At 70.6% G+C, this 24,246-nt stretch carries 18 protein-coding genes and 1 pseudogene; 7 read left to right on the forward strand and 12 right to left on the reverse strand.

All coding sequences use genetic code 11. From position 1 onward, the window contains the following. Positions 1 to 313 precede the first annotated feature (313 nt). A complete protein-coding gene (locus ACZ4N5_RS25875; RefSeq protein ID WP_467759444.1) occupies positions 314 to 1,981 on the reverse strand; it encodes a PucR family transcriptional regulator in 1,668 nt (555 codons plus the stop codon). 179 nt (positions 1,982 to 2,160) lie between these two features. Next, entirely contained in the window at positions 2,161 to 4,542 is a 2,382-nt protein-coding gene (locus ACZ4N5_RS25880; protein WP_467759445.1) for an ATP/GTP-binding protein, read from the reverse strand. A 300-nt stretch (positions 4,543 to 4,842) separates the two neighbouring features. On the opposite strand from ACZ4N5_RS25880, the gene gabT reads away from it, so the two are divergent. Beyond that, entirely contained in the window at positions 4,843 to 6,177 is a 1,335-nt protein-coding gene (gene gabT / locus ACZ4N5_RS25885) for a 4-aminobutyrate--2-oxoglutarate transaminase (protein WP_467759446.1), read from the forward strand. Positions 6,178 to 6,717: 540 nt separating this feature from the next. Beyond that, positions 6,718 to 7,368: a phosphatase PAP2 family protein gene (locus ACZ4N5_RS25890; RefSeq protein WP_467759447.1), complete on the forward strand. Its 651-nt coding sequence runs from the start codon at positions 6,718 to 6,720 to the stop codon at positions 7,366 to 7,368. Here the strand turns inward: ACZ4N5_RS25890 and ACZ4N5_RS25895 are convergent. The 8 genes from ACZ4N5_RS25895 to ACZ4N5_RS25930 form a co-directional block, all read right to left on the reverse strand. Further along, a complete protein-coding gene (locus ACZ4N5_RS25895; RefSeq protein ID WP_467759582.1) occupies positions 7,307 to 9,061 on the reverse strand; it encodes a chitinase in 1,755 nt (584 codons plus the stop codon). The two genes, ACZ4N5_RS25890 and ACZ4N5_RS25895, sit on opposite strands and share 62 nt — an antisense overlap. Before the next feature lie 351 nt (positions 9,062 to 9,412). Further along, the gene (locus ACZ4N5_RS25900; RefSeq protein ID WP_467759448.1) at positions 9,413 to 9,871 is read right to left on the reverse strand and encodes a bifunctional DNA primase/polymerase; all 459 of its coding nucleotides are present in this window, start codon (positions 9,869 to 9,871) and stop codon (positions 9,413 to 9,415) included. Positions 9,872 to 10,147: 276 nt separating this feature from the next. Then, positions 10,148 to 11,575 (reverse strand): NAD(P)/FAD-dependent oxidoreductase, encoded by a 1,428-nt coding sequence (locus ACZ4N5_RS25905; protein ID WP_467759449.1) that lies wholly within the window; start codon positions 11,573 to 11,575, stop codon positions 10,148 to 10,150. A gap of 30 nt (positions 11,576 to 11,605) precedes the next feature. Beyond that, on the reverse strand, positions 11,606 to 12,406 hold the full coding sequence (locus tag ACZ4N5_RS25910; RefSeq protein WP_467759450.1) for an ABC transporter permease: 801 nt from the start codon (positions 12,404 to 12,406) through the stop codon (positions 11,606 to 11,608). Beyond that, positions 12,407 to 13,336, reverse strand: coding sequence for an ABC transporter permease (locus ACZ4N5_RS25915; RefSeq protein ID WP_467759451.1), 930 nt, complete (start codon positions 13,334 to 13,336; stop codon positions 12,407 to 12,409). It lies immediately after the preceding gene. Continuing rightward, positions 13,336 to 14,487: an ABC transporter ATP-binding protein gene (locus tag ACZ4N5_RS25920; RefSeq protein ID WP_467759452.1), complete on the reverse strand. Its 1,152-nt coding sequence runs from the start codon at positions 14,485 to 14,487 to the stop codon at positions 13,336 to 13,338. The genes ACZ4N5_RS25915 and ACZ4N5_RS25920 overlap by 1 nt, the downstream gene beginning before the upstream one ends. A 5-nt stretch (positions 14,488 to 14,492) precedes the next feature. After that, positions 14,493 to 15,740 (reverse strand): polyamine ABC transporter substrate-binding protein, encoded by a 1,248-nt coding sequence (locus ACZ4N5_RS25925; protein WP_467759453.1) that lies wholly within the window; start codon positions 15,738 to 15,740, stop codon positions 14,493 to 14,495. A 76-nt stretch (positions 15,741 to 15,816) separates the two neighbouring features. After that, positions 15,817 to 17,343, reverse strand: coding sequence for a gamma-aminobutyraldehyde dehydrogenase (locus tag ACZ4N5_RS25930; protein ID WP_467759454.1), 1,527 nt, complete (start codon positions 17,341 to 17,343; stop codon positions 15,817 to 15,819). Between the two features lie 208 nt (positions 17,344 to 17,551). On the opposite strand from ACZ4N5_RS25930, the gene ACZ4N5_RS25935 reads away from it, so the two are divergent. Together ACZ4N5_RS25935 and ACZ4N5_RS25940 are read left to right on the forward strand one after the other, a co-directional pair. Next, entirely contained in the window at positions 17,552 to 18,103 is a 552-nt protein-coding gene (locus tag ACZ4N5_RS25935; RefSeq protein ID WP_467759455.1) for an NADAR family protein, read from the forward strand. A gap of 542 nt (positions 18,104 to 18,645) precedes the next feature. Continuing rightward, complete coding sequence (locus ACZ4N5_RS25940) at positions 18,646 to 20,169, forward strand: MFS transporter (RefSeq protein WP_467759583.1); 1,524 nt, start codon at positions 18,646 to 18,648, stop codon at positions 20,167 to 20,169. A gap of 100 nt (positions 20,170 to 20,269) precedes the next feature. On the opposite strand, the gene ACZ4N5_RS25945 is transcribed toward ACZ4N5_RS25940, so the two are convergent. Next, positions 20,270 to 21,109, reverse strand: a complete 840-nt coding sequence (locus ACZ4N5_RS25945; RefSeq protein ID WP_467759456.1) for a DUF4190 domain-containing protein — start codon at positions 21,107 to 21,109, stop codon at positions 20,270 to 20,272. A 467-nt stretch (positions 21,110 to 21,576) separates the two neighbouring features. On the opposite strand from ACZ4N5_RS25945, the pseudogene ACZ4N5_RS25950 reads away from it, so the two are divergent. From ACZ4N5_RS25950 to ACZ4N5_RS25960, 3 genes and pseudogenes are all read left to right on the forward strand, one after another. Next, positions 21,577 to 22,705, forward strand: a pseudogene (locus tag ACZ4N5_RS25950) (adenosine deaminase). 17 nt (positions 22,706 to 22,722) lie between these two features. After that, positions 22,723 to 23,406, forward strand: a complete 684-nt coding sequence (locus ACZ4N5_RS25955) for a glycerophosphodiester phosphodiesterase (protein WP_467759457.1) — start codon at positions 22,723 to 22,725, stop codon at positions 23,404 to 23,406. Positions 23,407 to 23,493: 87 nt separating this feature from the next. Then, positions 23,494 to 23,673: a hypothetical protein gene (locus tag ACZ4N5_RS25960; protein WP_467759458.1), complete on the forward strand. Its 180-nt coding sequence runs from the start codon at positions 23,494 to 23,496 to the stop codon at positions 23,671 to 23,673. Here ACZ4N5_RS25960 and ACZ4N5_RS25965 read toward each other — a convergent pair. Continuing rightward, entirely contained in the window at positions 23,666 to 24,193 is a 528-nt protein-coding gene (locus ACZ4N5_RS25965) for a hypothetical protein (RefSeq protein WP_467759459.1), read from the reverse strand. The genes ACZ4N5_RS25960 and ACZ4N5_RS25965 overlap by 8 nt on opposite strands. Positions 24,194 to 24,246 lie beyond the last annotated feature (53 nt).

Here is a 24,246-nt window from a genome sequence, read left to right on the forward strand (position 1 = left end):
TCTACCTGGGGCATGTGCGAGTCCCGGCCCTTCCATATTGAGGGGTGACGATGGGGGGTGTTTCTGGTGGTCCTGCGCTTTCCCGTCCACGGTAGGGCCGGGAACACCGCCGGTGGTTTGTCCGGCGCGTAACAGTCGGAGGCCGGGGTACGCCGGTTTGGCCTGATCGCAGAGGTCACTCGGCCACGGTCGGCACCGGGCCGCCCGGCGACCCGTGCGGGCAGGTCACCCGGGTCACCGTCACCGGGTGGGGCGCCGCCTCAGCCATTTCGAGGCCTGCGGCCGGCGAGCTGCTGGCGGCGGCGGGACTGGTTCACTCCCCTGTCGCGGCCGTGGCCTTCAGGGCCAGCCAGAGTTCCATCCGGACGTCGGGATCGTCCAGCGACCGGCCGAGGATCTCCTCGACCCTGCGCATCCGGTAGCGCAGCGTGTGCCGGTGGACCCCCAGATCGGCGGCCGCCGCGTCCCACTGGCCGTGGCGCGACAGCCACGCCCGCAGCGAGGCGACCAGGTCTCCGCGCCCGGTGGCGTCGTGCTCGTGGAGGGCCCGCAGCAGCCCGTCGGCGAACGCCCGTACCGCGTCGTCCGCGAGCAGCGGCAGCACGGAACCGGCCGCCAGTTCCTCGTGCTCGACGAGGAACCGGCCCCGCCGCCGGGCGACGGACAGGGCCTGTTCCGCCTGCTTGTAGGCGGCGCGGGCGGCGATCGGGCCGGCCGGGGCCGAGAGCCCGACGACGAGTTCGTCCTCGTCCCCTGCGGCCCCGGCGAGCTGCTCGCGCGGGACGGCCCGCGCCGACTCCAGCACCACGGCGTAGTCCCCGCAGGCCGCGACCGCGGCGCCGCCGTCCACGGCGAGGACGACGAGCCGCTCCCCGTCGGGCACGACGAGCACGGACTCCCCGGAACGCGCGGCGGCGGATTCGACGACCTCGGCGAGGCCGCCCAGCGGGTCGCCGTTGACGTGTGCCACGGCGACGGGGGTCTTGGAGGGCGCGGCGGCGCCCACGCGCGCGTGCCCGTCGGCGTGCGCCCGCCCGGCCGACGCGGACACCGACTCGGCGATGATCAGCCGGAAGGGCGCGTCGAGCAGTTCGCCGTACAGGTCCCCGGCGACGGCCCGTGCGTGGTCGGGCTCCCCGGCGAGCAGCATCCCCAGCACGGCCGCGCCGATCCGCTGTTCGGCGGCGTGCAGGGACCGAGAGCGTTCCGTGGTGAGTGTCAGCAGGGCGATCGCCGAGTGCACGGCGTAGCGCTCGGCGGTGCCGAGGGCTCCGGCGGTCCCGACGGCGAGCGCGGCGCGCGGCCTGCGGCCCGTTCCGAGGGAGTGCAGTTCGACGCGGTCCTCCCCGCCCACCACAGAGCTCGCGGGTGCGGGCCGCTCGCGCAGCCGCTCCACGTCCGGGGTGAGCCGGGCGGCGCGGCGCCCCGCCCAGTCCGGCGCGGTGGCGACGACGGCGCCGGACGCGTCGTAGAGCGCCGCCCATCCGTCGACCTGTCCGGCGAGCGCGGAGAGGAGTCCCTCCGGTCCGTCGTTCAGCGCCTGCTTGGTGAGTTCGCGCTGTGCGGCGAACCCGGCGGTGACGGCCCGGTACTGATCCGCGGAGATGGCGGCGGACACGGCCTTGCTGATGGCGAGGAAGGGGGTGCGCCGGGGCACTTCGAGGAGCGGCAGCCCCTCCTCCTCGGCCGCGTCGACGAGCGCCTTCGGGATCTCGTCGTAGTTGACCCCGACGGCGAAGCCGATCCCGACGACTCCGGCACCGGCCAGCCGCTTCACGTAGCGCCGCATGGTGTCGGGATCGTCCGCGTCCAGCTTGAGCGCGGTGATCAGCAGCAGCTCCCCGCCCTCCATGTACGGCACGGGGTCGGCGAGCTCACTGACATGTGCCCAGCGGACCGGCACGTCCAGGCGGTCCTCGCCCGCGCGCACCGTGAGCTTGAGCGCGGAGTGGTGGACGAGCGAGGCGAGCGTGGGGGGCATGAGGCCTTCAGGTCGGTGTGATCGCTGTGATCTCTGTGATCTTTTGGCCGCGGCGTATGAACGGCCTGTGTCGATTCTGCCTCACCGTACGGTCGCCGCGTGCGTTCATGCCCGGACACCCTGGTCAGCGGGGCCGTATATCCATACGCCCCCCTCGATACGTCACGCCTGGGGGCCCGTCAGCCGCGCAGGTCCACCAGCAGCGGCGGGGCGTGTTCCCCCTCGACGCTGGTCAGCGACAGGACGGCGTGGCCGGGCGGGACCGCGTGCGCCAGTTCGGAGGCGGACCAGCGTTCCCGCTCGACCTGACGCACGGTCACGGCGTCCGTGGTCACCGCCTTGCCGGTCACCAGCTTGCGCAGGGCATGGATGGCCCGGGTCATGGGCTGGTCGGCGAAGACGGTGTGCTGGGCCACGTCATGCGTCTCCACCCACTCGGTGCCCCAGGCGGCCGCGAACCTGCCGCCGTCCCAGGTCGTGACCCCGGACAGGGCCATCCGGCAGCCGACCGCACCGTACAGCGGTCCGTGCAGGGCCTCGGGGACGTCGGCGACGGTGCGCAGCGCGAGCACCACGCCCGCGTTCTGCGAACGCAGTCGCTGCGTCCGGCGTACGGACTCGGCGGTCACCGCGCCGGTGGCGTCGTCGAGGACGAGCCCGGCGAAGTGCGCCCGGCCGGTGTCGCGGACGACGGCGGTGAACTGGGCCAGGACGAGTCGGGTGATGAGCCGGGACGCCTCCTCATGACCGTGCTCGGGCAGGTCGATGCGGACGCGGAGGGGGTGGTGGGCCACCGCGCGCAGCGAGAAGGGGCGGATCGTGTCGTCGCCCGCGCCGAAGAAGTCGGCGAAGGCCGGCCGGTCCAGCAGGGCGAGCCGGTCGGCGAGAGCCGGGGCGGGGTCGGCGGGGGTGCCGGTCTGCCGGAGCCGGGCGTCGAGCTCCCGGCGCATGGCCAGGTGCCGTTCGTCCGCCAGCGCCTCGTGCAGGTCCGCCAGCGCCCCGCGCTCCCCCTCGAGCAGCTCCCGCAGGACGGGCAGGGACGGAAACGCGCCGTACGCCGCCCGGTACGGGCCGAGCAGCTGGGCGAGCGTCGTCGCGGCCCGCTGGACACCCATGGTGTCGAGGTCACCGGCCAGGGCCTCGGCGAGGAGGGCGGCAGCCTCGTCGGGGTCGTCGGACTCGGCGTAGGGGTCCAGGTCGTGGACGGACGCCGGGTCGCCAACGCGTACCACGACGTCGAAGGCGGAGTCCGGGGCGAGTGCCGTCCCGGCGGCGCAAACGGCGACGACCGCGCACCGGCCGGTCAGCGCCTGGAGGGCGAGGCCTTCGACCACCGGGGCGATCACATGCCGGGTCTTGCCGGACCCCGACGGTCCCACGACGAGGAGCGACGTGCCGAGCGTCTCCGGCCCGATAGCCGCGCCCACCCCGCCGTAGGCGAGCGGCGTACGGTCACCGCTCGCCCACCGCCCGATGCGCACCTGTCCCGTGAGCAGGTCGTGCCGGGCGGCGCGGACGGGCAGGTCGCGGGCGCCGGAGGGGTGGGCGAGGGCGGCGGCGCCCTGGCGCCGCACAGCGTCGGTGAATGCCGTGATCCGTGCCAGGCTCCGGGCCTGTGTCCAGGCGCGTCCCACCCGGGCGCAGTCCACGTCGTTCATCCGGCCGGCGAGCACCTCGGCGGTGAGGATGTCCGCCGCTTCGTGCTGCCCGGCCGCGCGCAGTTCGGGCCAGCGTGCCCGGGGCTCGTCGGGGGCCGTCTGCAGGGGCCCCTCGTCCTTCCTGCGGCTGCGCGCGGCGAGCCAGGTCCGGGTAAGCGGCCACCAGCCGCCGAGGCGGGCAAAGGGCCAGGTGAAGAGCAGAACCAAGGCGGTGTACACGCCGTAGACGAACAACAGCGAGCTGAAGAGGCTGTAACTACCCGAAATGGCGTAGGTGAGAGAAAAGATCGGATCAACGATCGGAGCGGGATCCCAGCCGACTCCGGGGAACGCGCCCGGGAAGACGAAGCTGAGGGTCAAGAGGGCGCCGAGGAGTGCGAGCAGAGCTCGTGCGGGCTGTCGCCTACGCTCGAAGTAGTAGCGGAAGGCCTGTGGCCAGCTACCCAGTCGACTCATCGCGATGCTGAGCAGAACGAAGAAGATGCCGTTGTAGGCCACCAGGGCGTCTGCGCCGCGCCCCACGTCTTTTTTGTAAGCAACGAGTGTGCCGCCCCACCACCAGTCGTCCGGGGTGAAAAGCCGCAGGAGCGTCCACTGATACGGAATGACGCCCCGCTTCCAGAAGGACCACACGATCATCCCGACCACCAGTGGGATGACCAGGCCGATGACGGTGACCGGTGAGAGTTTCCCCTGGGCCCGCGCGGCCTTCGGCAAGCTGTACCCGTAGCGCCAGATACCTGGCCGGGCACCCGGGCGCGGCTCGTTGAGCCAGTCGGCGACCACTGGACGGGCCTGCTGCGGCAGGAACGCCGGCCTTGCGGGCATGTCCGGTGGCCCCGCTGGAGGTGGCACGGGATTCGCATGCGTACCCCGCGCATCCTGGGTCCCGTAGCCGTCCATCGCCCTTGCCCCCTGACCAGCCAGTCCGCCTGTCGCTCCGAGGCCAATCTAGTGCTCCTGCGGGGCGAGTTCACCGTTTACACGGCCGGGCCCGCGGCGGGACGGGACCACCGGGCGTCCGCTCCTCTATGTCCACCGCGGACAACCGATTCCTCCGACAACGCCCACATGGCGCATGCCGACCCCCCCTCCTCGGCTCTAGCCTGCGAAGAAAGAAGGCAAGCGTCCGAAAACCCCCCGCCCGGACACCCCGCGTTCGCCGGGGACCGTCCGGTTCGCAAGATCATCAGGGAGCCCCTCATGACCGCACTTCCGCAGGAGCGCCGCGTCGTCACCGCCATCCCCGGCCCGAAGTCGCAGGAGCTGCAGGCCCGACGCACCGCCGTGGTCGCGGCCGGTGTGGGGTCGGTGCTCCCTGTCTTCACCACGCGCGCCGGCGGCGGGATCATCGAGGACGTCGACGGCAACCGCCTCATCGACTTCGGCTCCGGCATCGCCGTGACGTCGGTCGGCGCGAGCGCCGAGGCCGTCGTGCGCCGGGCCTCCGCCCAGCTGCAGGACTTCACCCACACCTGTTTCATGGTCACGCCGTACGAGGGGTACGTCGCCGTCGCCGAGGCGCTCGCCGAGCTGACCCCGGGCGACCACGCCAAGAAGTCCGCCCTGTTCAACTCGGGCGCCGAGGCCGTCGAGAACGCCGTCAAGATCGCCCGCGCGTACACCAAGCGCCAGGCCGTCGTCGTCTTCGACCACGGCTACCACGGCCGTACGAACCTCACGATGGCGCTGACCGCCAAGAACATGCCGTACAAGAACGGCTTCGGCCCGTTCGCGCCCGAGGTCTACCGCGTGCCGGTCGCCTACGGCTACCGCTGGCTGACGGGCCCGGAGAACGCCGGCGCCGAGGCGTCCGCGCAGGCCATCGACATGATCAACAAGCAGATCGGCGCCGACAACGTCGCCGCGATCATCATCGAGCCGGTTCTCGGCGAGGGCGGCTTCATCGAGCCCGCGAAGGGCTTCCTGCCGGCCATCAGCCAGTTCGCCAAGGACAACGGCATCGTCTTCGTCGCGGACGAGATCCAGTCCGGCTTCTGCCGTACCGGCCAGTGGTTCGCCTGCGAGGACGAGGGCATCGTCCCGGACCTGATCACGACCGCCAAGGGCATCGCGGGCGGTCTGCCCCTCGCCGCCGTGACGGGCCGCGCCGAGATCATGGACGCCGCGCACTCCGGCGGCCTGGGCGGCACCTACGGCGGCAACCCGGTGGCCTGCGCCGGTGCGCTCGGCGCGATCGAGACGATGAAGGAGCTCGACCTCAACGCCAAGGCGAAGAACATCGAGTCGGTCATGAAGACCCGCCTCGGTGCCATGGCCGAGAAGTTCGACATCATCGGCGAGGTCCGCGGGCGTGGCGCCATGATCGCGATCGAGCTGGTCAAGGACCCCGCCACCAAGGAGCCGAACCCGGAGGCGGCCGGCGCGCTCGCCAAGGCCTGCCACCAGGAGGGCCTGCTGGTCCTGACCTGTGGCACCTATGGCAACGTCCTCCGCTTCCTGCCCCCGCTGGTCATCGGCGAGGACCTCCTGAACGAGGGTCTCGACATCATCGAGCAGGCCTTCTCGCGCATCTGACGCCCGAGACACCGCAGCACCGGAATCCGGGAGACCGCCCACGGGCGGATTCCCTCGGGTTCCGGTGCTGCGGCGTTCCGGGTCGGGGCGTGTGAAGAAGGTGTGCGAGGTGCATGACGGGACGCGATTCCGCCTGTCGGAGCCGCACCCCCTGCCGTAGGTTCTAACCAGATCAGCGATACACCACCCACAGGGGACTGTGGGTGACACCGGGCCGAGGCTTCCCCGGCTTCGCCCTGGTCGTGCCCTCGCGCACACACCCGGAGCTCCGGCTCCGGTGCTCCTCACCGATCGGACAGTCGCCCGCCCCAAACCCCCCGGGGCGCGCGGCATTCCGGTCCGGTCGGCCGCCTCGGAACCACCCCCCCCCCTGTTCCGGGGCGGCCGACCTCCTTCTTCTGCCGGGTGCCTCTTCTCCCCGGCCTCTCTCTTCTCCAGGGCCCTCCTTGCCGGGCCACTTCCTCTGCCAGGTCTCTTCTTCCGCCGGCCATCGCACGCGGGCGGTGCCGAGCCGGCGGGGACAATGGCAGGCTGTCCCCCATGCCCCGCACGCCCCTCCTGTTCGGCCTGCCCGCCCTCTGCTTCGTGCTCATCACCTGGCAGGTCGTGGCGGGCGGCCCGCTCGTGAGCCTGGACGAGCGGCTGAGCGGCGCCCTCGTCCACCCGGACCGGTTCTCCGAGCTGCTCGCCGACCTCGGCAACATCCAGGTGGCGGTTCCGGTGCTCGTCCTGGCGCTGATGTACGTCGCCCGGCGGGGCCGCGCCACCGGTCTGGACCGATGGTGGCTGCCTCCGGCCGCCGCCGCGGTCCTGATGGCCCTTGTCCCCGCGGTGATCGTGCCGCTGAAGGAACTCGTCGCCCGGCCGGGCCCCCCGGTCATGGGACCCGGCACCGGCTTCTATCCCTCGGGGCACACCGCCACCGCCTTCATCGCGTACGGCGCCGCGACGCTGCTCCTCCTCCCCCTGCTCCGCACCGCGGGCGCCCGTGGCGCACTGCTGAGCGTCTGTGCGGCCGTGAACGCGTGCGTGGCCTTCGGCCTGATCCGGCGCGGCTACCACTGGCCACTGGACGTGGTGGCCAGTTGGTGCCTCTGCGCGGTGCTGCTGTGCTCCCTGCGGCTCTTCGTCAGCCGAAGTACGCGTCGAAGTTCCGCGAGAACTCCCAGCCTCCGAACCGGTCCCAGTTGACCGACCACGTCATCAGGCCGCGCAGACCCGGCCAGGTGCCATGGGTCGCGTACGAGCCGCAGTTGGTCTTCTTCGTGAGGCAGTCGAGCGTCTTGGTCACCTCGGCCGGGGCCACATAGCCGTTGCCGGCGTTGGTGGTGGCGGGCATGCCGATGGCTATCTGGTCGGGGCGCAGGGGCGGGAAGACGTTGCCCGCGTCACCCGCGACCGGGAAGCCCGTCAGGAGCATGTCGGTCATCGCGATGTGGAAGTCGGCGCCGCCCATGGAGTGGTACTGGTTGTCGAGGCCCATGATCGAGCCGGAGTTGTAGTCCTGGACGTGCAGGAGCGTCAGGTCGTCGCGCAGGGCGTAGATCACCGGGAGATAGGCGCCGGCGCGCGGGTCCTGGCCGCCCCACTTCCCCGTGCCGTAGTACTGGTATCCGAGCTGGACGAAGAAGGTCTCCGGGGCCATGCTCAGGACGAACTTCGAGCCGTACTTGGCCTTCAGGGTCTTCAGGGCCGAGATGAGGTTGACGATCACCGGGGTGGTCGGGCTCTTGAAGTTCGTGTCGCTCGCGTCCAGGGAGAGCGAGTGGCCCTCGAAGTCGATGTCCAGGCCGTCCAGGCCGTAGGTGTCGATGATCTTCGAGACCGAGGAGACGAAAGTGTCGCGGGCGGCCGTGGTGGTCAGCTGGACCTGGCCGTTCTGGCCGCCGATCGAGATCAGCACCTTCTTGCCGGCCGCCTGTTTGGCCTTGATCGCGGCCTTGAAGTCGGCGTCGCTCTCCACCGTGGCGCACTCGGTGACCGGGCAGCGGTTGAAGCGGATGTCGCCCGAGGTGACGGAGGTCGGTTCACCGAAGGCCAGGTCGATGACGTCCCAGCTGTCGGGTACGTCGGCCATGCGCGTGTAGCCGGCGCCGTTGGCGAAGCTCGCGTGGAGGTAGCCGACCAGGGCGTGGGTGGGCAGGTCGGAGGAGCCTCCGCCGCCCCCGCCGGAGCCCGCCGAGGTGGTCGCGGTGACCGTGGCCGACTTCGCGGACTCGCCCGCGTCGTTCGTCGCCGCGACCTGGAAGGAGTACGCGGTCGAGGCGGACAGCCCGCTCACGGTGGCCGAGGTGCCGGTGACCGTCTGGACCTTCACTCCGTCCACTCCGTCGCGGTAGACGGCGTAGCCGGTCGCGCCGGTCACCGCCGTCCAGGACAGGCCGACCGCCGAGGAGGTGACGGTACCGACCGTCAGTCCGGTGGGCGCGGCCGGCGGCTGGCCCGCGGCGACGCCGGGGCCGGTCAGCGAGAGGTCGTCGGCGTAGTAGGCGCCGGTGCCGTACCAGCCGTGCGTGTAGATCGTGACCTGGGTGGTGGCGGCGCCGGTGCGGAAGGTGGTGCTCAGCTGCTGCCAGTCGGCCGCGGAGGGGGTCCAGGTGCTGACGTCGGTCGTACCGGTGCCGGTCGCGCCGAGGTAGACATAGCTGCCGCGGACGTAGCCGGAGAGGGTGTACTGCGCGTCGGGCTTCACGGTCACGGTCTGCGAGCACTGTGCGTAGTCGCTGCCGGCCGGGGTCGCCATCAGCGCCGAACCACCGCTCCGGACCGGAGAATTGACGGTGCTCGCCGCCGTACAAGTCCAGCCGCTCAGGCCCGACTCGAATCCGCCGTTCCTGGCGAGGTCCGCGTCGGCCGCGCGGGCGGCCGACGAGAGCGCGACCATGCCGGGTACGGCCAGGGCAGTGGCCGTGCACACGGCGAGCAGCGTTCGCCGACCGTGCGCGAACGGTCTGTTGTGTCTGGTGCGGTCCACGATTGCCTCCGGGCATGGGGGAGTTGGAGGATGGAGCGCGCCCAACTTGGTCCAGACCAATTCGGTTGTCAAGCCCTCCGACAGGCAACGGACTTCGAACGGCCGCCGGAAACTCACCGGGCCGCCTTCCGGACGGTCGCCGATCCCGACCCCGCACCGTCACCGATCTCGACCCCCAACGTCGCCGAACCCCGGCCCCTCACCGAACCCGGCCCCTCACCGTCGCCGGCCTCGGTTCCCACCGTCGCCGAGCCGGGCCCCTCACCGCCGTCGGTCCTCGTTCCCGGCGAGGGCCGCCGCGGCCTCGTGCATGGCCAGTTCGAGAAGTGCCGGGTCGGTGAGCGTGCCGGAGCCGTCCGGCGGGACCAGCCACCGGACCCCGCCGGTCGACCGTCCCGGGTACGGCACCACGATCCAGGTGCCGTGGCCCGCCGTGCGCACCCCCGTGCCGAGCCAACGAGCCGCGGTGCCCGCCGGCACGAAGAAACCCATCCGGGCGTCGCCGAAGTCGACGAGCACCGGACCGGGTTGGTCGATCACCCGGGTCAGTACGTCGAGGGTCGGATAGCCGAGCTCGCCCGGCAGAATGAGGACGTCCCAGGCCCTTCCCGCCGGCAGCAGCGCGATCCCGCGGGGATTGCGCTCCCACTCCCAGCGGCAGGCCTCGGGATCCGGAGCCACGGATGCCAGCCAATCGACCGCCGCATTGGGCCCTGTCATGACGGAACCTCCCTCTCGTGTCGACGCCGGTCGCGTCACAGAGGAGAGGGAGGTCCGGGCCGGTCATTACGCGGGTTCCGGCTACGAGTTGACAATGGTTCAGGTCACACCCGGCCGACACCGGGCGCGCGCCGGTGGATCACGATCGGACGCGTGCGCCGGTGGATCGTATTTGGGTTCGCGCGCCGGTGGATCAGGTTCAAGGGCGCACGCTCGTGGATCGCGTTCGAGGGGGCAGGCCCTCAGCCGTGGAGGACATTCCGGCGACGCACGCCCTCAGCTGTCGAAGCCGAGGCCCAGTTTGTCCATCGTCTTCAGCCACAGATTGCGCCGGCCGCCGTGCGTGTCCGCCCGTGCCAGCGACCACTTGGTGAGCGCGATACCGGTCCAGGCGAAGGGCTCGGGCGGGAACGGCAGCGGCTTGCGGCGGACCATCTCCAGCTCGGTCCGTTCGGTGCGCTCCCCCGCCAGCAGGTCGAGCATCACGTCGGCGCCGAACCGGGTGGCGCCGACTCCGAGGCCCGTATAGCCCGCCGCATAGGCGACCTTGCCCCCGTGGGCGCTGCCGAAGAACGCCGAGAACCGCGAGCAGGTGTCGATCGCGCCGCCCCAGGCGTGGGAGAAACGGACGCCCTCCAGCTGCGGGAAGCAGGTGAAGAAGTGCCCGGCGAGCTTGGCGTACGTCTCCGGGCGGTCGTCGTGCTCGGCGTTCAACCGGCCGCCGTAGGGGTAGATCGCGTCGTAGCCGCCCCACAGGATCCGGTTGTCGGCGGACAGCCGGAAGTAGTGGAACTGGTTGGCCGAGTCGCCGAGGCCCTGGCGGTTCTTCCAGCCGATGGAGGCCAGCTGGTCGGCGCTGAGCGGCTCGGTCATCAGCGCGTAGTCGTAGACCGGGACGGTGTACGAGCGGACGCGCCTGACCAGGTTCGGGAAGATGTTGGTGCCGAGGGCCACCCGGCGGGCGCGGACCGAGCCGTACGGCGTGCGGACGGCCATGCCGGCGCCGGACGGCTTCAGTGCGAGGGCCGGCGTGTGCTCGTACACCCGCACTCCGAGCTCGACGCACGCCCGCTTCAGGCCCCACGCCAGCTTGGCCGGGTGGAGCATGGCGACACCACGACGGTCGTGCAGCCCGGCCAGGAAGGTCGGGGAGTCGACCTGTTCCCGTACGGCCCCGGTGTCCAGGAACTCGATGCCGTCGGCGAGGCCCTCGCGCTCCAGCTCCTGGTGCCAGTCGCGCAGTTCGGCCGCCTGGTGCGGCTCGGTGGCGACGTCGATCTCACCGCTGCGCTCGAAGTCGCAGTCGAGGGAGTAGCGGGCGACGGCCGCCTCGATCTCGTCGAGGTTGCGAGCGCCCAGCTCCTCCAGCTTCCTGATCTCGTCCGGCCAGCGGGTGAGCCCGTTGGACAGACCGTGGGTGAGGGATGCGGCGCAGAAGCCGCCGTTGCGGCCCGAGGCGGCCCAGCCCACCTCGCGGCCCTCCACCAGGACGACATCCCGCCCGGGGTCGCGCTCCTTGGCGATCAGCGCGGTCCACAGTCCGCTGTAGCCGCCGCCGACGACCAGCAGGTCGCAAGTCTCGGCGCCGGTGAGCGCGGGCTCGGGGCGGGGTTTGCCGGGGTCGTCCAGCCAGTACGGGACCGGCTGGGCGTCGGAAAGAGATTTCGTCCACTGATTACCACGGGTCATGGCGCTTGGGGCCATGATTTCAACTCCCAACAAGGGTGACGAGCGTTATGCCTTTTGCCTGTTCCGGCGATTGCCGAGGACCATTCCGGCCAGGACGAACAGTACGGCGACGAGGAACATGGCCGTACCGATGACATTGATCTGAACGGGTGTTCCGCGCTGTGCCGAACCCCAGACGAACATGGGGAACGTGACGGTCGAGCCCGCGTTGAAATTGGTGATGATGAAATCGTCGAAGGAGAGCGCGAAAGCGAGCAGCGCGCCCGCGGCGATTCCGGGGGCCGCGATGGGCAGGGTCACGCGCAGGAAGGTCTGCGCGGGGCCGGCGTAGAGGTCCTGGGCCGCCTGTTCCAGTCGCGGGTCCATCGACATGACACGGGCCTTGACCGCCGTCACGACGAAGCTGAGACAGAACATGATGTGGGCGATCAGGATCGTCCAGAAGCCCAGCTGAGCGCCCATGTTGAGGAACAGAGTGAGCAGCGAGGCGGCCATGACGACCTCGGGCATCGCCATCGGCAGGAAGATCAGCGAGTTCACCGCGCCGCGCGCCCGGAAGCGGTAGCGGACCAGTGCGAAGGCGATCATCGTGCCGAGGACGGTGGCCCCGACGGTCGCCCAGACGGCGATCTGGAGGCTGAGCGAGAGCGAGCCGCACATGTCGGCGACCCCGCACGGATCGCGCCAGGCGTCCGTGGAGAACTGCTGCCATTCGTAATTGAAGCGCCCCTTCGGTTTGTTGAAGGAGAACACCGTGACGACGATGTTGGGCAGCAGCAGATATCCGAGCGTCACCAGGCCGGCGATGACGACGAAATGGCGCTTGAGCCAGTTCACGAAGGCCATTTAAACCAGATCCTCCGTCCCGGACTTGCGGATGTAGAGCGTGACCATGATGAGGATCGCGGCCATGAGAATGAACGAGAGCGCCGCGGCCGTCGGATAGTCGAGAATCCGCAGGAACTGGGTCTGGATGACGTTGCCGACCATCCGGGTGTCGGTGGAGCCGAGCAGGTCGGCGTTCACGTAGTCACCGCTGGCGGGGATGAAGGTCAGCAGCGTTCCCGAGACCACACCGGGCATCGACAGCGGGAACGTCACCTTGCGGAAGGTGGTGATCGGCCGCGCGTACAGGTCGCCCGCCGCCTCGTGCAGCCGTCCGTCGATGCGCTCCAGCGAGGTGTAGAGCGGCAGCACCATGAACGGCAGGAAGTTGTACGTGAGTCCGCAGACCACCGCCAGCGGGGTGGCGAGGACGCGGTCCCCCGCTGTGAAGCCGAGCCAGTTGGTGACGTCCAGGACGTGCAGCGAGTTCAGGGCGCCGACGACCGGGCCGCCGTCCGCGAGGATCGTCTTCCAGGCGAGCGTGCGGATCAGGAAGCTGGTGAAGAACGGCGCGATCACCAGGATCATGATCAGGTTGCGCCAGCGGCCCGCCCGGAACGCGATCAGGTAAGCGAGCGGATACCCGAGCACCAGACACAGGATCGTCGCGGCGCCGGCGTAGAGCACGGAGCGCAGGAACTGCGGCCAGTAGTCGGAGAGGGCGTTCCAGTACGTCTGGAAGTGCCAGGTGACCTTGAAGCCCTCCTCCAGGGAGCCCGTCTGCACGGACGTGGAGGCCTGGTAGACCATCGGCAGCGCGAAGAAGACGACGAGCCACAGAAGTCCGGGCAGCAGCAGCCAGTACGGGACCAGGCGGCCACGCTTCCTGGGCGGCTTCTCGGTGGGCTGCGGCGCGATCGGTGGCGCCTCCACCTCGGTGACGGTGGCCATCAGGCGGCCTCTTCCTCGGCCAGGTCGACGCCCGCGTCGATGTCCTGGGCGGCGTCGAGGCCGAAGGTGTGCGCCGGGCTCCAGTGCAGGACGACGTCCGCGCCCGGGACGAGCCGGGAGTCCCGGTCGATGTTCTGGGCGTAGACCTCGAACTCGGGGCAGACCGCGCTGTCGATGACGTACTGGGTGGAGACGCCGATGAAGCTGGAGTCGGCGATCTTGCCGGTGATCCGGTTGCGGCCGGCGGGTATCTCGCCCGCGTCGTCGGCGTGCGTGAGGGAGATCTTCTCCGGGCGGACTCCGACCAGGACCTTGCCGCCGGTCGTGGCGGTCGCCGAACAGCGCGCCACGGGGAGCACCAGCTTGCCGCCGCCCGCCTTGAGCACGATGTCGTCGCCGCTGCGGGAGTCGACCTCGGCCTCGATGAGGTTGGAGGTGCCGAGGAAGTTGGCGACGAAGGTGGTGTTCGGGTTCTCGTAGAGGTCGGCGGGCGCGCCGAGCTGCTCGACTCGGCCCGCGTTCATCACGGCGACGGTGTCGGCCATGGTCATGGCCTCCTCCTGGTCGTGCGTGACATGGATGAAGGTGATGCCGACCTCGGTCTGGATGCGCTTGAGCTCCAGCTGCATCTGGCGGCGCAGCTTGAGGTCGAGGGCGCCGAGCGGCTCGTCGAGGAGCAGCACCTTGGGGTGGTTGATCAGCGCGCGGGCCACGGCGACACGCTGCTGCTGGCCGCCGGAGAGCTGGTGCGGTTTCTTGCGCGCCTGCTCACCGAGCTGTACGAGGTCGAGCATGTCCTCGACCTGCTTCTTCACCGACTTGATGCCCCGCCGGCGCAGGCCGAAGGCGACGTTCTCGAAGATGTCGAGGTGCGGGAAGAGGGCGTACGACTGGAAGACCGTGTTCACCGGGCGCTTGTAGGGCGGCAGGTTCGTCACGTCCTGCTCGCCGAGCGAGACGACGCCCGAGGTGGGCTCCTCCAGGCCGGCGATCATCCGCAGGGTGGTGGTCTTGCCGCAGCCCGACGCCCCGAGGAGGGCGAAGAACGAGCCCTGCGGCACGGTCAGGTCGAGGGGGTGTACGGCCGTGAAGGCGCCGTACGTCTTGCTGATCCCGGAGAGGCGGACGTCGCCGCTGTTTTCGTTCGTCATGGTGGTCACGCCCCTGTGAGCTTCGCGAACTTCTCTTCGTAGGCCGTCTCTTCCTTCTGGCTCAACGAGCGGAAGGCGTGGGACTTCGCGGCCATGGCCTTGTCAGGAATGATCAGCGGGTTGTTCGCCGCGTCCTTGTCGATCTTCGCGAGATACGGCTTCACCCCGTCGACCGGGCAGACGTAGTTGATGTAGGCGGAGAGCTCCGCCGCGGGCTCGGGCTCGTAGTAGAAGTCCATGAGCCGCTCGGCGTTCGTCTTGTGACGTGCCTTGTTGGGGACGAGCATGTTGTCCGTGGACGTCAGATAGCCGCTGTCCGGGATGATGAAGTCGACGTCCGGGCTGTCCGCCTTGAGCTGGACCACGTCACCGGCCCAGGCGAGACAGGCCGCGAGGTCGCCCTTGGTGAGGTCGGACGTGTAGTCGTTGCCGGTGAAGCGGCGGATCTGGCCCTTGTCGACGGCCTTCTGGAGGCGTGCTGTCGCCGCGTCGAAGTCGTCGTCGGTGAAGTTCGCCGGGTCCTTGCCCATGTCGAGCAGCGTCATGCCGATGCTGTCGCGCATCTCCGAGAGGAAGCCGACGCGCCCCTTGAGCTTGGGGTTGTCGAGCAGGTCGGAGACGGACCTGACCTCGACCCCGTCGAGCGCCTTCTTGTTGTAGGCGATGACGGTCGAGATGCCCTGCCAGGGGTAGGAGTAAGCGCGTCCGGGGTCCCAGTCCGGGTTGCGGAACTGGGCGGACAGGTTGGTGTAGGCGTGCGGGAGGTTCGACGGGTCGAGCTTCTGCACCCAGCCGAAGCGGATCAGCCGGGCCGCCAGCCAGTCGGTGACGACGATCATGTCGCGCCCGGTGTCCTGGCCCGCGGCGAGCTGCGGCTTGATCTTGCCGAAGAACTCGACGTTGTCGTTGATGTCCTCGGTGTACTTGACCTTGATGCCGGTCCGCTTGGTGAACGTGTCCAGCGTGGGGTGGTGCTTCTCGCTGTCGTCGACGTCCATGTACTCGGTCCAGTTGGAGAAGTTGATCGTCTTCTCCTTGGCCGAGTGGTCCTCCGACGACACACTGCCCTGGGGTTTGCCGGCCGCGGGGATCCCGCAGGCGCTCAGCGCCCCGAGACCGCCGACGGCCAGCGCGCCGCCCGCCGAGGCGCGCAGCAGTGACCGGCGGGTGAGGGACGCCCTGCCATTCCGGAAGCTGCGCCGCAAGGCGGCCAGTTGCACCGGGGACAGGCGTTCGGGCTCGTACTGCTCCATGCTCTGATGCCCTTTCGGAAGGGTCGCGGCCGTGGTCGCGGCCTGGTCTGCCATGTGGCCGTAGCCGGTCGATCGGCTACGGCCGGTCCCCGAAGACCGTGCGGTGCCAGTCCTTCCTGGCTACCGCGGTGTTGTCGAACATGACGTGCTTGATCTGCGTGTACTCCTCGAAGGAGTAGGCGGACATGTCCTTGCCGAAGCCGGACGCCTTGTAACCGCCGTGCGGCATCTCACTGATGATCGGAATGTGATCGTTGATCCAGACGCAGCCGGCCTTGATCTCGCGGGTCGCGCGGTTGGCACGGTAGACATCGCGGCTCCAGGCGGAGGCGGCGAGTCCATATGGTGTGTCGTTGGCCAGCGCGATGCCCTCGTCGTCGGTGTCGAAGGGGAGCACCACGAGGACCGGGCCGAAGATCTCGGCCTGCACGATCTCGCTGTCCTGCCCGGCGTCGGCGACGAGCGTGGGCGCATAGTACGCGCCGCTCTTGAGCTCACCCTGTGGGGCCTCGCCGCCGGTGACCACGCGCGCGTAGCCGCGGGCCCGGTCGACGAATCCGGCGACGCGGTCGCGCTGGGCGTGCGAGATCAGCGGGCCGAGGTCGGTGTCCGACGCGAAGGGATCGCCCACGCGGACGCTCGCCATCAGGGCGCCGGTGCGCTCCACGAACGCTTCGTAGAGCGGCCGTTGCACGTACGCGCGCGTGGCGGCCGTGCAGTCCTGGCCCGTGTTGATGAGCGAACCGGCGACCGCGCCGTGCACGGCGGCCTCCAGGTCCGCGTCGTCGAAGACGAGGAAGGGGGCCTTGCCGCCGAGCTCCAGGTGGAGGCGCTTGACGGTCGAGGTGGCGATCTCGGCGACGCGCTTGCCGACGGCGGTCGACCCGGTGAAGGAGGTCATGGCGACGTCGGGATGCCCGACGAGATGCTCACCGGCCTCCTTGCCCAGACCCGTGACGATGTTGATGACCCCGTCCGGGATACCCGCGTGGGTGGCCGCGTCGGCGAACAGCAGCGAGGTGAGCGGGGTCAGCTCGGCCGGCTTCAGCACGATGGTGTTGCCGGCCGCGACGGCCGGGAGGATCTTCCAGGCGGCCATCTGGAGCGGGTAGTTCCAGGGCGCGATGGAGCCGACGACGCCGATGGGTTCGCGGCGTACGTACGAGGTGTGGTCGCCGGAGTACTCACCTGCCGACTGGCCCTGCAGATGCCGGGCCGCGCCTGCGAAGAAGGCGGTGTTGTCGATGGTTCCCGGCACGTCGAACTCGCGGGTCAGCTTGAGGGGCTTTCCGCACTGGAGTGACTCGGCCTGGGCGAACTCCTCGGCACGCTCGGCGAGCACGGCGGCGAAGCGGTGCAGCGCGTCGGAACGCTCCCCGGGGGTGGTGCCCGCCCAGCCGGGGAACGCCGCGCGGGCGGCCGCGACGGCCGCGTCCACGTCGGCGGTGCTCGCCAGCTCGTACGTGTACACCTCTTCGCCGGTGGCAGGGTTCACGACGGCGTGCGTACGACCGGAGGTGCCCTTGGTGAGACGGCCTCCGATGTACTGCGCGCCGTCCGCGAGGCGGTCCTGCGCCTGGAAGCGATGGCCCGGATTGTGCATGTCGCTCTCCTCCGCCGTCCTCCCCGTCGAGACGAGGGTCGGCGTAGCTCCAGCTCGATTTGAGTGCCGATCCTGACAGAGCAAAGGGACTCCAACAAGTGATTCCGTTGTTGCCTTTTGGTTACGCGACGGAATCCTTCGACCAGGTGTCGAGTCCTCCCGGAAAAGGCGGGACGGAATGTCAGTGGTGCGTGCCACAGTGGCGTGCATGGGGAAGATCGGGTCGCGGGAAGCACTGGTCAGTGCGGTGGAGTCGGGGACGCGGGTGAAGTACCTGCACTTCTGGGGGCACCGCCCGAGGGCGGACGGCCAGGTGGGGTCGAGCTGTCTCAGCCAGTGGTGGCCGTCACCCTTCGTGGTCGAAGGTGTCACCTACGCGACGGCGGAGCACTGGATGATGGCGTCCAAGGCGCGCCTCTTCGGCGACGCGGACGCCGAGCGGAAGGCGCTGGACGCACCGAACCCCGCGCTCGCCAAGAAGGCCGGCCGGCTGGTGCGCAGCTTCGACGACGCCATATGGGAGCGCGAGCGGTTCGAGATCGTGGTCGAGGGCAGCGTCCACAAGTTCTCCGCCCACCCCGGCCTGCGGGCGTTCCTGCTGGGCACCGGCGGGCGGGTACTGGTCGAGGCGAGTCCCATGGACCGGGTCTGGGGCATCGGACTAGCCGCGACCGACGAGGGCGCGTCGAACCCCCGCCACTGGCGTGGACCGAACCTGCTGGGCTTCGCACTGATGGAGGCACGAGAGCGGTTGCGCTAGCCGCGAGGGGCGTCCCGGGGGCCGGGGCCACTGGAGCCCGGTGGGGCGGGGGCCCGGTGGGGCGGGGGCCCGGTGGGCCGGGGGGCCCGGTGGGCCGGGGGGCCCGGTGGGCCGGGGGGCCCGGTGGGCCGGGGGGCCCGGTGGGCCGGGGGGCCCGGGGTCCGACACCTGCGACTCACGACGGCTGGGCCGGTTGCAGGTCCGGAGGGCCTGGGGCTGACCCGCGCGCCTCCCCGGAGAGCCTTCGCCCGGACCATGCTGGGGAGGGCGGAGCGCCGGTCGGCGACTTCTGACGGCGGGCCGCCCGCGAGCCCGGAAGCTTGGGGACCCGGCAGTGATCCCGACGGCTTCCGGTCGGTGGAGGCCGGTTCGCGGCTCGGGCGGCGCTGCGGGCAACGGCAGCCGGCCGGTCGCGCCGCACTGCGGATGCGACGGGACCCGAACCGGCTGAAACTGTGCGTGTGACTGGCATCGATGCGGCACGTGACAAGGCCGCGCCCGCAGCGACCCGCGCCCCGCACCAATCGCTGGCACTCGCGGCCATGCTCTTCGCCGTGGCGATGACGTTCATCGACCAGACGATCGTCTCCATCGCGGCGCCGGACATCGTCCGCGAGCTGGGGCTGTCGGCCTCCGGCATGCAATGGGTGGTCAACGCCTACCTGCTGTCGCTGGCCGCGTTCTTCGCCCTCGGCGGGCGCCTGGCGGACCTTTTCGGGCCACGCCGTGTCGTCGTCGTCGGCACCCTCGTGTTCGTCATCTCGTCGGTACTCTGCGGATGCGTGCCCAAGGGAGACTTCGCCCAGACCTGGCTGATCATTTTCAGGGCGACACAGGGCCTGGGGGCCGCTCTACTCTTCCCCGCGGCACTCGCCGTGGTGGTGGCCGTGTTCCCGGTCCAGCGCCGCGGCCGGGCCCTGGCGTTGTTCTTCGGGCTGTCCGGCGCGCTGACGGCCATCGGCCCGCTGCTGGGCGGCTGGCTCACGGCGTGGACCTGGAGAGCGATCTTCTGGGTCAACGTGCCCGTCGCCGTCGTGGCACTGGTCCTGACCGTGATGGCGCACATTCCCGACCGGCGGCGCGACGAGTCGCTGGACGGCGTCGGGGCCCTGCTGATCGCGGTGGGCATGGGCCTGAGCGTGCTCGGTTTCCAGCAGGCCGCGTACTGGGGCTGGGACAGCGCGGCGACCTTGGGCTGCATCGCTGGCGGCCTCGTCGTCCTGATCCTCTTCTGGCGCTACGAGCGGGAAAGGCGCCACCCCCTGGTCAACCTGGCGGTCTTCCAGGACAAGGCGTTCACCGTGGACTCCATGGTGCTCTTCTTCGCCATGCTCGCCTTCGTGCCGGTCTTCTTCTTCGCCTCGGTGTACGCACAGGTCTCCCTCAGCGCCTCGCCCGATCAGGCGGCGCTCTACCTGCTGTACTTCTTCGCGGGCTTCGCGATCGCCTCCCAATGGGGCGGCCGCATGCTGGACAAACAGGGCGCACGGCCGGCCATGAAGATCGGCACCGCCCTGGGTGCGGTCGGGTTCGCCCTCTGGGCCCGCAAGTTGACCGATCTGTCCATGCACGACCAATGGCCGTACGTCGCCCTCGCGGGGGCCGGCATCGGCTTCATCCTGGCGCCCGCCTCCACGGACGCCGTCAACCGGTCCATCGGCGCCTCGTACGGCGAGGTCACCGGCATCACACAGACCGTCCGCAACTACGCGGCGAGTGTGGGCCTCGCCGTCTTCGGGACGATCCTGACGCACACGATGACGGACAAGGTCGTGTCGACGCTCCAGTCCCACGGCCTGTCGTCGGACGAGGCCCACGGCGTGGCCAAGGACATCGCCCAGGCGGTCACGGGCAATTCCGACGCACGGCAGCCCACCGGCACCGGCGCCACCGCCTCGACCATGCGCGAGGTGATGGCGAGCGTCCGGATGGACTTCGCCGAGGCCAACCAATGGGTCTTCTACGGCATGGCCGTCGCGCTCGCCGTCGGATTCTTCTGCGCCTTGCGCCACCCCGGGGGCCGAGGACGGGTGGCCGCCGACGACGAACCCCCGACGGCCGACTGACGCTGCCGCCGACATGCCGGCCCACCGGCATACCTGACCCGGACCGTGGCGACCATCGCTGCGGGCCCCGGGCCCCGGGGCCCGGGCCCCGGGCCCCGGGCTATCGCTGGTGTGTCATGACCAAGGACGTGGAGAAACCGTCGTCGCCGCCCGGGTCACCGCTGCCGCCGTCGTCCGAAGCGACGATGATGAAGACGACCAGGCCGACAGCGAGGACGAGGCCGACACCTCCGCAGATGACCCCGGCCAGCGCCTGCCCGGAGTTCGTTGCCTCACCCCGGCGGGCCTTGGCCCGTCCGACCAGACCGAAGATCACGGCGAGGACGCCCAGCACGATCGCCAACGGCCACGCGAAGAACAGGACCACCGCGATGATGCCCAGCACGAGCGCGGCGGTCCCCATGCCATTGCTCGGCATGGGCTGCGCCAGGGGCCAGCCGTAGCTCGGTGCGCCCGGATAGGCGGTACCCGCGGGAGCGCCGGGGTACCGCGGGAAGCCGTGGCCGTACGGGAGGCCCGGACCGTCGGGGGCGATCGGCGGCGGGGGGACGGGCTCGCCGGGAACGGGCTGCGGATAGGGGCTGCGGGCCGCGGGCGGTGCGAAGGGGTTGTCCCAGGAGGGATTGCCGAGGCCTCCCGGTCCGGGCGGGACCGGTGCACCGGGCAGCGAGGTGATTGCCGGCAGACCGTACACCGGAGGAGGCGTGGCACTCCCCCGCGCCGCCTCCCTGGAGGAGGCGATCTCCTCGGGCGGCGCCCAGGGGTTGAACTCGGGTTCCCGGTCGACGGCGCGCTTTCCGAGAAAGACCTGGGCATCGGGGACAGGCGCGTCGAAGGGCGCGCTGCCCTGCGCGGGCACGGAACCCATCGGCCCGTCACCGGACACACCGCCCACCGCCGGCGCCGGGTGCTCCGGTCCGTCACCGAACGCGCTGTCCACCCACCGCGCACTCGCCTCGGGCCCGGAACCCGGATCACCATCTCGGTCGCCGTCCGGATCACTGCCCCGACCGCTGTCCCGGTCACTGTCCGGGTGGCCGTAGCGATCGCTGTGCCGATCGCTGTCCGCCGGAGGTGCCACGGGGTCCGGGTCGGCGGCGGATACGCGGTCCGCTCCGGGTATCGCGTCCGTCGGACCGGCATCCGGACCGGCATCCGGCGCGGTGCCCGTCCCGGGTGGCCCGTTCCGCGCGGACGTCGGGTTCGCCCCGCCCGGCGGAGTCCACGCGCCCGTGTCGCGTGGTGCTGTCGGCCTTTGGGCGTCGTCGGACATGTGCGAGGTCCCCTCTCTCGTACGTTCCGTCATGCTACGGCCCGTGCGGCTCCGGGGGATCTCCGTCGCGCGACGGCCCGCGCGGGACACACCGGGCCCGTGCGGCGGGGGCCGCCTACGATGATCCCCGAACCATCGATCAGCCGATCACCCGCGCCCCGCCGGTCACGGTCAGGGGACGCCGTTCCGGGGAGGAACCCGTTGACCGAGCACATCGCCTCACGCGACGACGCCCGCGACCTGCACGCCTTCATCGCCGGGCTGCCCAAGGCCGAACTGCACGTCCACCACGTCGGCTCCGCCTCCCCGCGCATCGTGTCCGCCCTCGCCGCCCGTCACCCCGACTCCCGGGTGCCGACCGACCCCGAGGCGCTCGCGGACTACTTCACGTTCACGGACTTCGCCCACTTCATCCAGGTGTACCTGTCCGTCGTGGACCTCATCCGCACGCCCGAGGACGTACGGCTGCTGACGTTCGAGGTCGCCCGGGACATGGCGCGCCAGCAGGTGCGCTACGCCGAGCTGACGATCACTCCGTGGTCCTCCACGCGGCGCGGAATCGACGAGCGCGCCTTCATGGACGCGATCGAGGACGCCCGCAAGGCCGCAGAGGCCGAGCTCGGTGTCGTCCTGCGCTGGTGCTTCGACATCCCGGGCGAGGCCGGCCTGGAGGCTGCCGAGGAGACCATGCGGCTCGCGACCGACGACCGGCTGCGGCCGGAGGGCCTCGTCTCGTTCGGGCTCGGCGGCCCCGAAGTCGGCGTGCCGAGGCCGCAGTTCAAGCCGTACTTCGACCGTGCCCGCGCCGCGGGACTGCGGTCGGTGCCGCACGCCGGTGAGACGACGGGCCCGGAGACGGTCTGGGACGCGCTGAACTTCCTCGGCGCCGAACGCATCGGCCACGGCACGAGTTCCGCGCGGGACCCGAAGCTGCTCGCCCATCTCGCCGAGCACGGCATCGCCCTGGAGGTCTGCCCGACCTCGAACATCGCCACGCGCGCGGTCCGCACCCTCGACGAGCATCCCGTCAAGGAGTTCGTGGCGGCCGGGGTGACGGTCACCGTCAACTCCGACGACCCGCCGATGTTCGGCACCGATCTCAACACCGAGTACGCGGTCGCCGCCCGCCTCCTCGACCTCGACGAATCGGGCCTCGCGGCGCTCGCCAAGAACGCGGTGCAGGCGTCGTTCCTCGAAGAGGCGGGGAAGGCGAAACTCGCCGCGGAGATCGACACGTACGCCGCGACCTGGCTCGCGCTCTGACCCAGCACAATGGGATCATGCGCACCGTGACCGCAGTCGCCCATCGCGGCGACCCCTATCGCGCCCGTGAGAACACGATCGACTCGTTGCGTTCCGCGCTCCACCGGGGCGCGGACGCCGTGGAGATCGACGTACGGCTGACCCGCGACCGCGTACCCGTACTGCTGCACGACGCGACACTCAAACGTCTGTGGGGACACGACCGGCCGCTGCGTTCTCTCTCCAGCGACGAGGTGCGCGGACTCACGGAGGGCGGTGTGCCGACGCTGGCGGAGGCCCTCGGGGCGACCGGCGACAGCCGGGTCATGGTCGATCTGCCCGGATCGGTGGACGCGAGGGTCGCGCGCGAGGTCGTGGACGTGGTGCGCGCGTGCGGGGCCGAGGAGCGGGTGTACTACTGCGCCGCGGCGCCCGCCATGCTCGCGGTGCGGGCCGCCGACTCGTCCGCGGAGATCGCGCTGACCTGGACGACCGTGGCGCCGCCGCGCCGCGGGCTGCTCGACGTCGTACGGCCGCGCTGGCTCAACTACCGCTTCCCGCTGGTGAACCGGGACCTCACGGCCCGCGTTCACCGCGACGGCTACCTGGTCTCCGTATGGACCCCGGACACCCGTCGCTCCATGCGCCGACTGCTCGACGTCGGCGTCGACTCGATCACGACCAACCGCATCGACGCACTGACCGCCCTGCGCAGGGACTGAGGCGGTCGCGAGGCACGCTTCGCGGTCGTGGCGGGTCGTCCCTCAGGGGCGACCCCGGCCCGGATACGGGGGACGGCGCCGTGCTCGATGAGGATCCGAAGGGGTCGCACACGGCAGGAGGATGAGCGGTGTCCCTTCCGGCACACCGCCCTCGGGAGCACCCGGAACCTGTCCCGCACCCTCGTCCACTCGGTCGACTCCACCGACGCCAAGGGCGAGTCGATGAAGCCGGTCGCCCGGCGGATCGCCCTGGCGGCGCTCAAGTAGCCAGTGACGGCGGGGCCGTTCGGCCCGTGGTGAGCGCCTCCAGACGCTTGATCCTCTTCCGGACGACGTACAGCGGGATCACCCCGAAGATCCCGAAGGACAGGTCGACGACCGTCCACCAGAAGGGAATTCCGCGGATCGGTCCGCAGATCAGGGCCAGCGGGACGATGCCGGCGCAGGCGATCATCCCGAACTCGACGACCCAGATGTTGCGGACCGGATCGCGGTACGGACCGTAGAAGGCGACCGCGATCACCAGATGCGCGAACGCCAGCCAGTCCGTTCCGTAGAGCAGGAAGGGGTATTGGGCGTCGGCGGCGTCGAGGCCGTGCCGCACCCGCTCGATCCAGTCCATCAGGACGGGCAGGTGCTCGGGCACGGTCAGGGACCTCAACAGGTCCTCGGCCCAATGGAGTTCGTGCACCAGGGGGAAGGCCGTGGCGCCACTGAGCACCAGGCTGACGACGAAGAAGGCAAGCCACGCGCGGATACCCTTGAGCAGGGCGGCTCTGTCGCTCATGTCTGGAGCGTACGCCCCGACTTGAACGTGTTCAAAACCGCCCCCGCCCGGGG

The organism is Streptomyces sp. NPDC026500, from assembly GCF_055567635.1.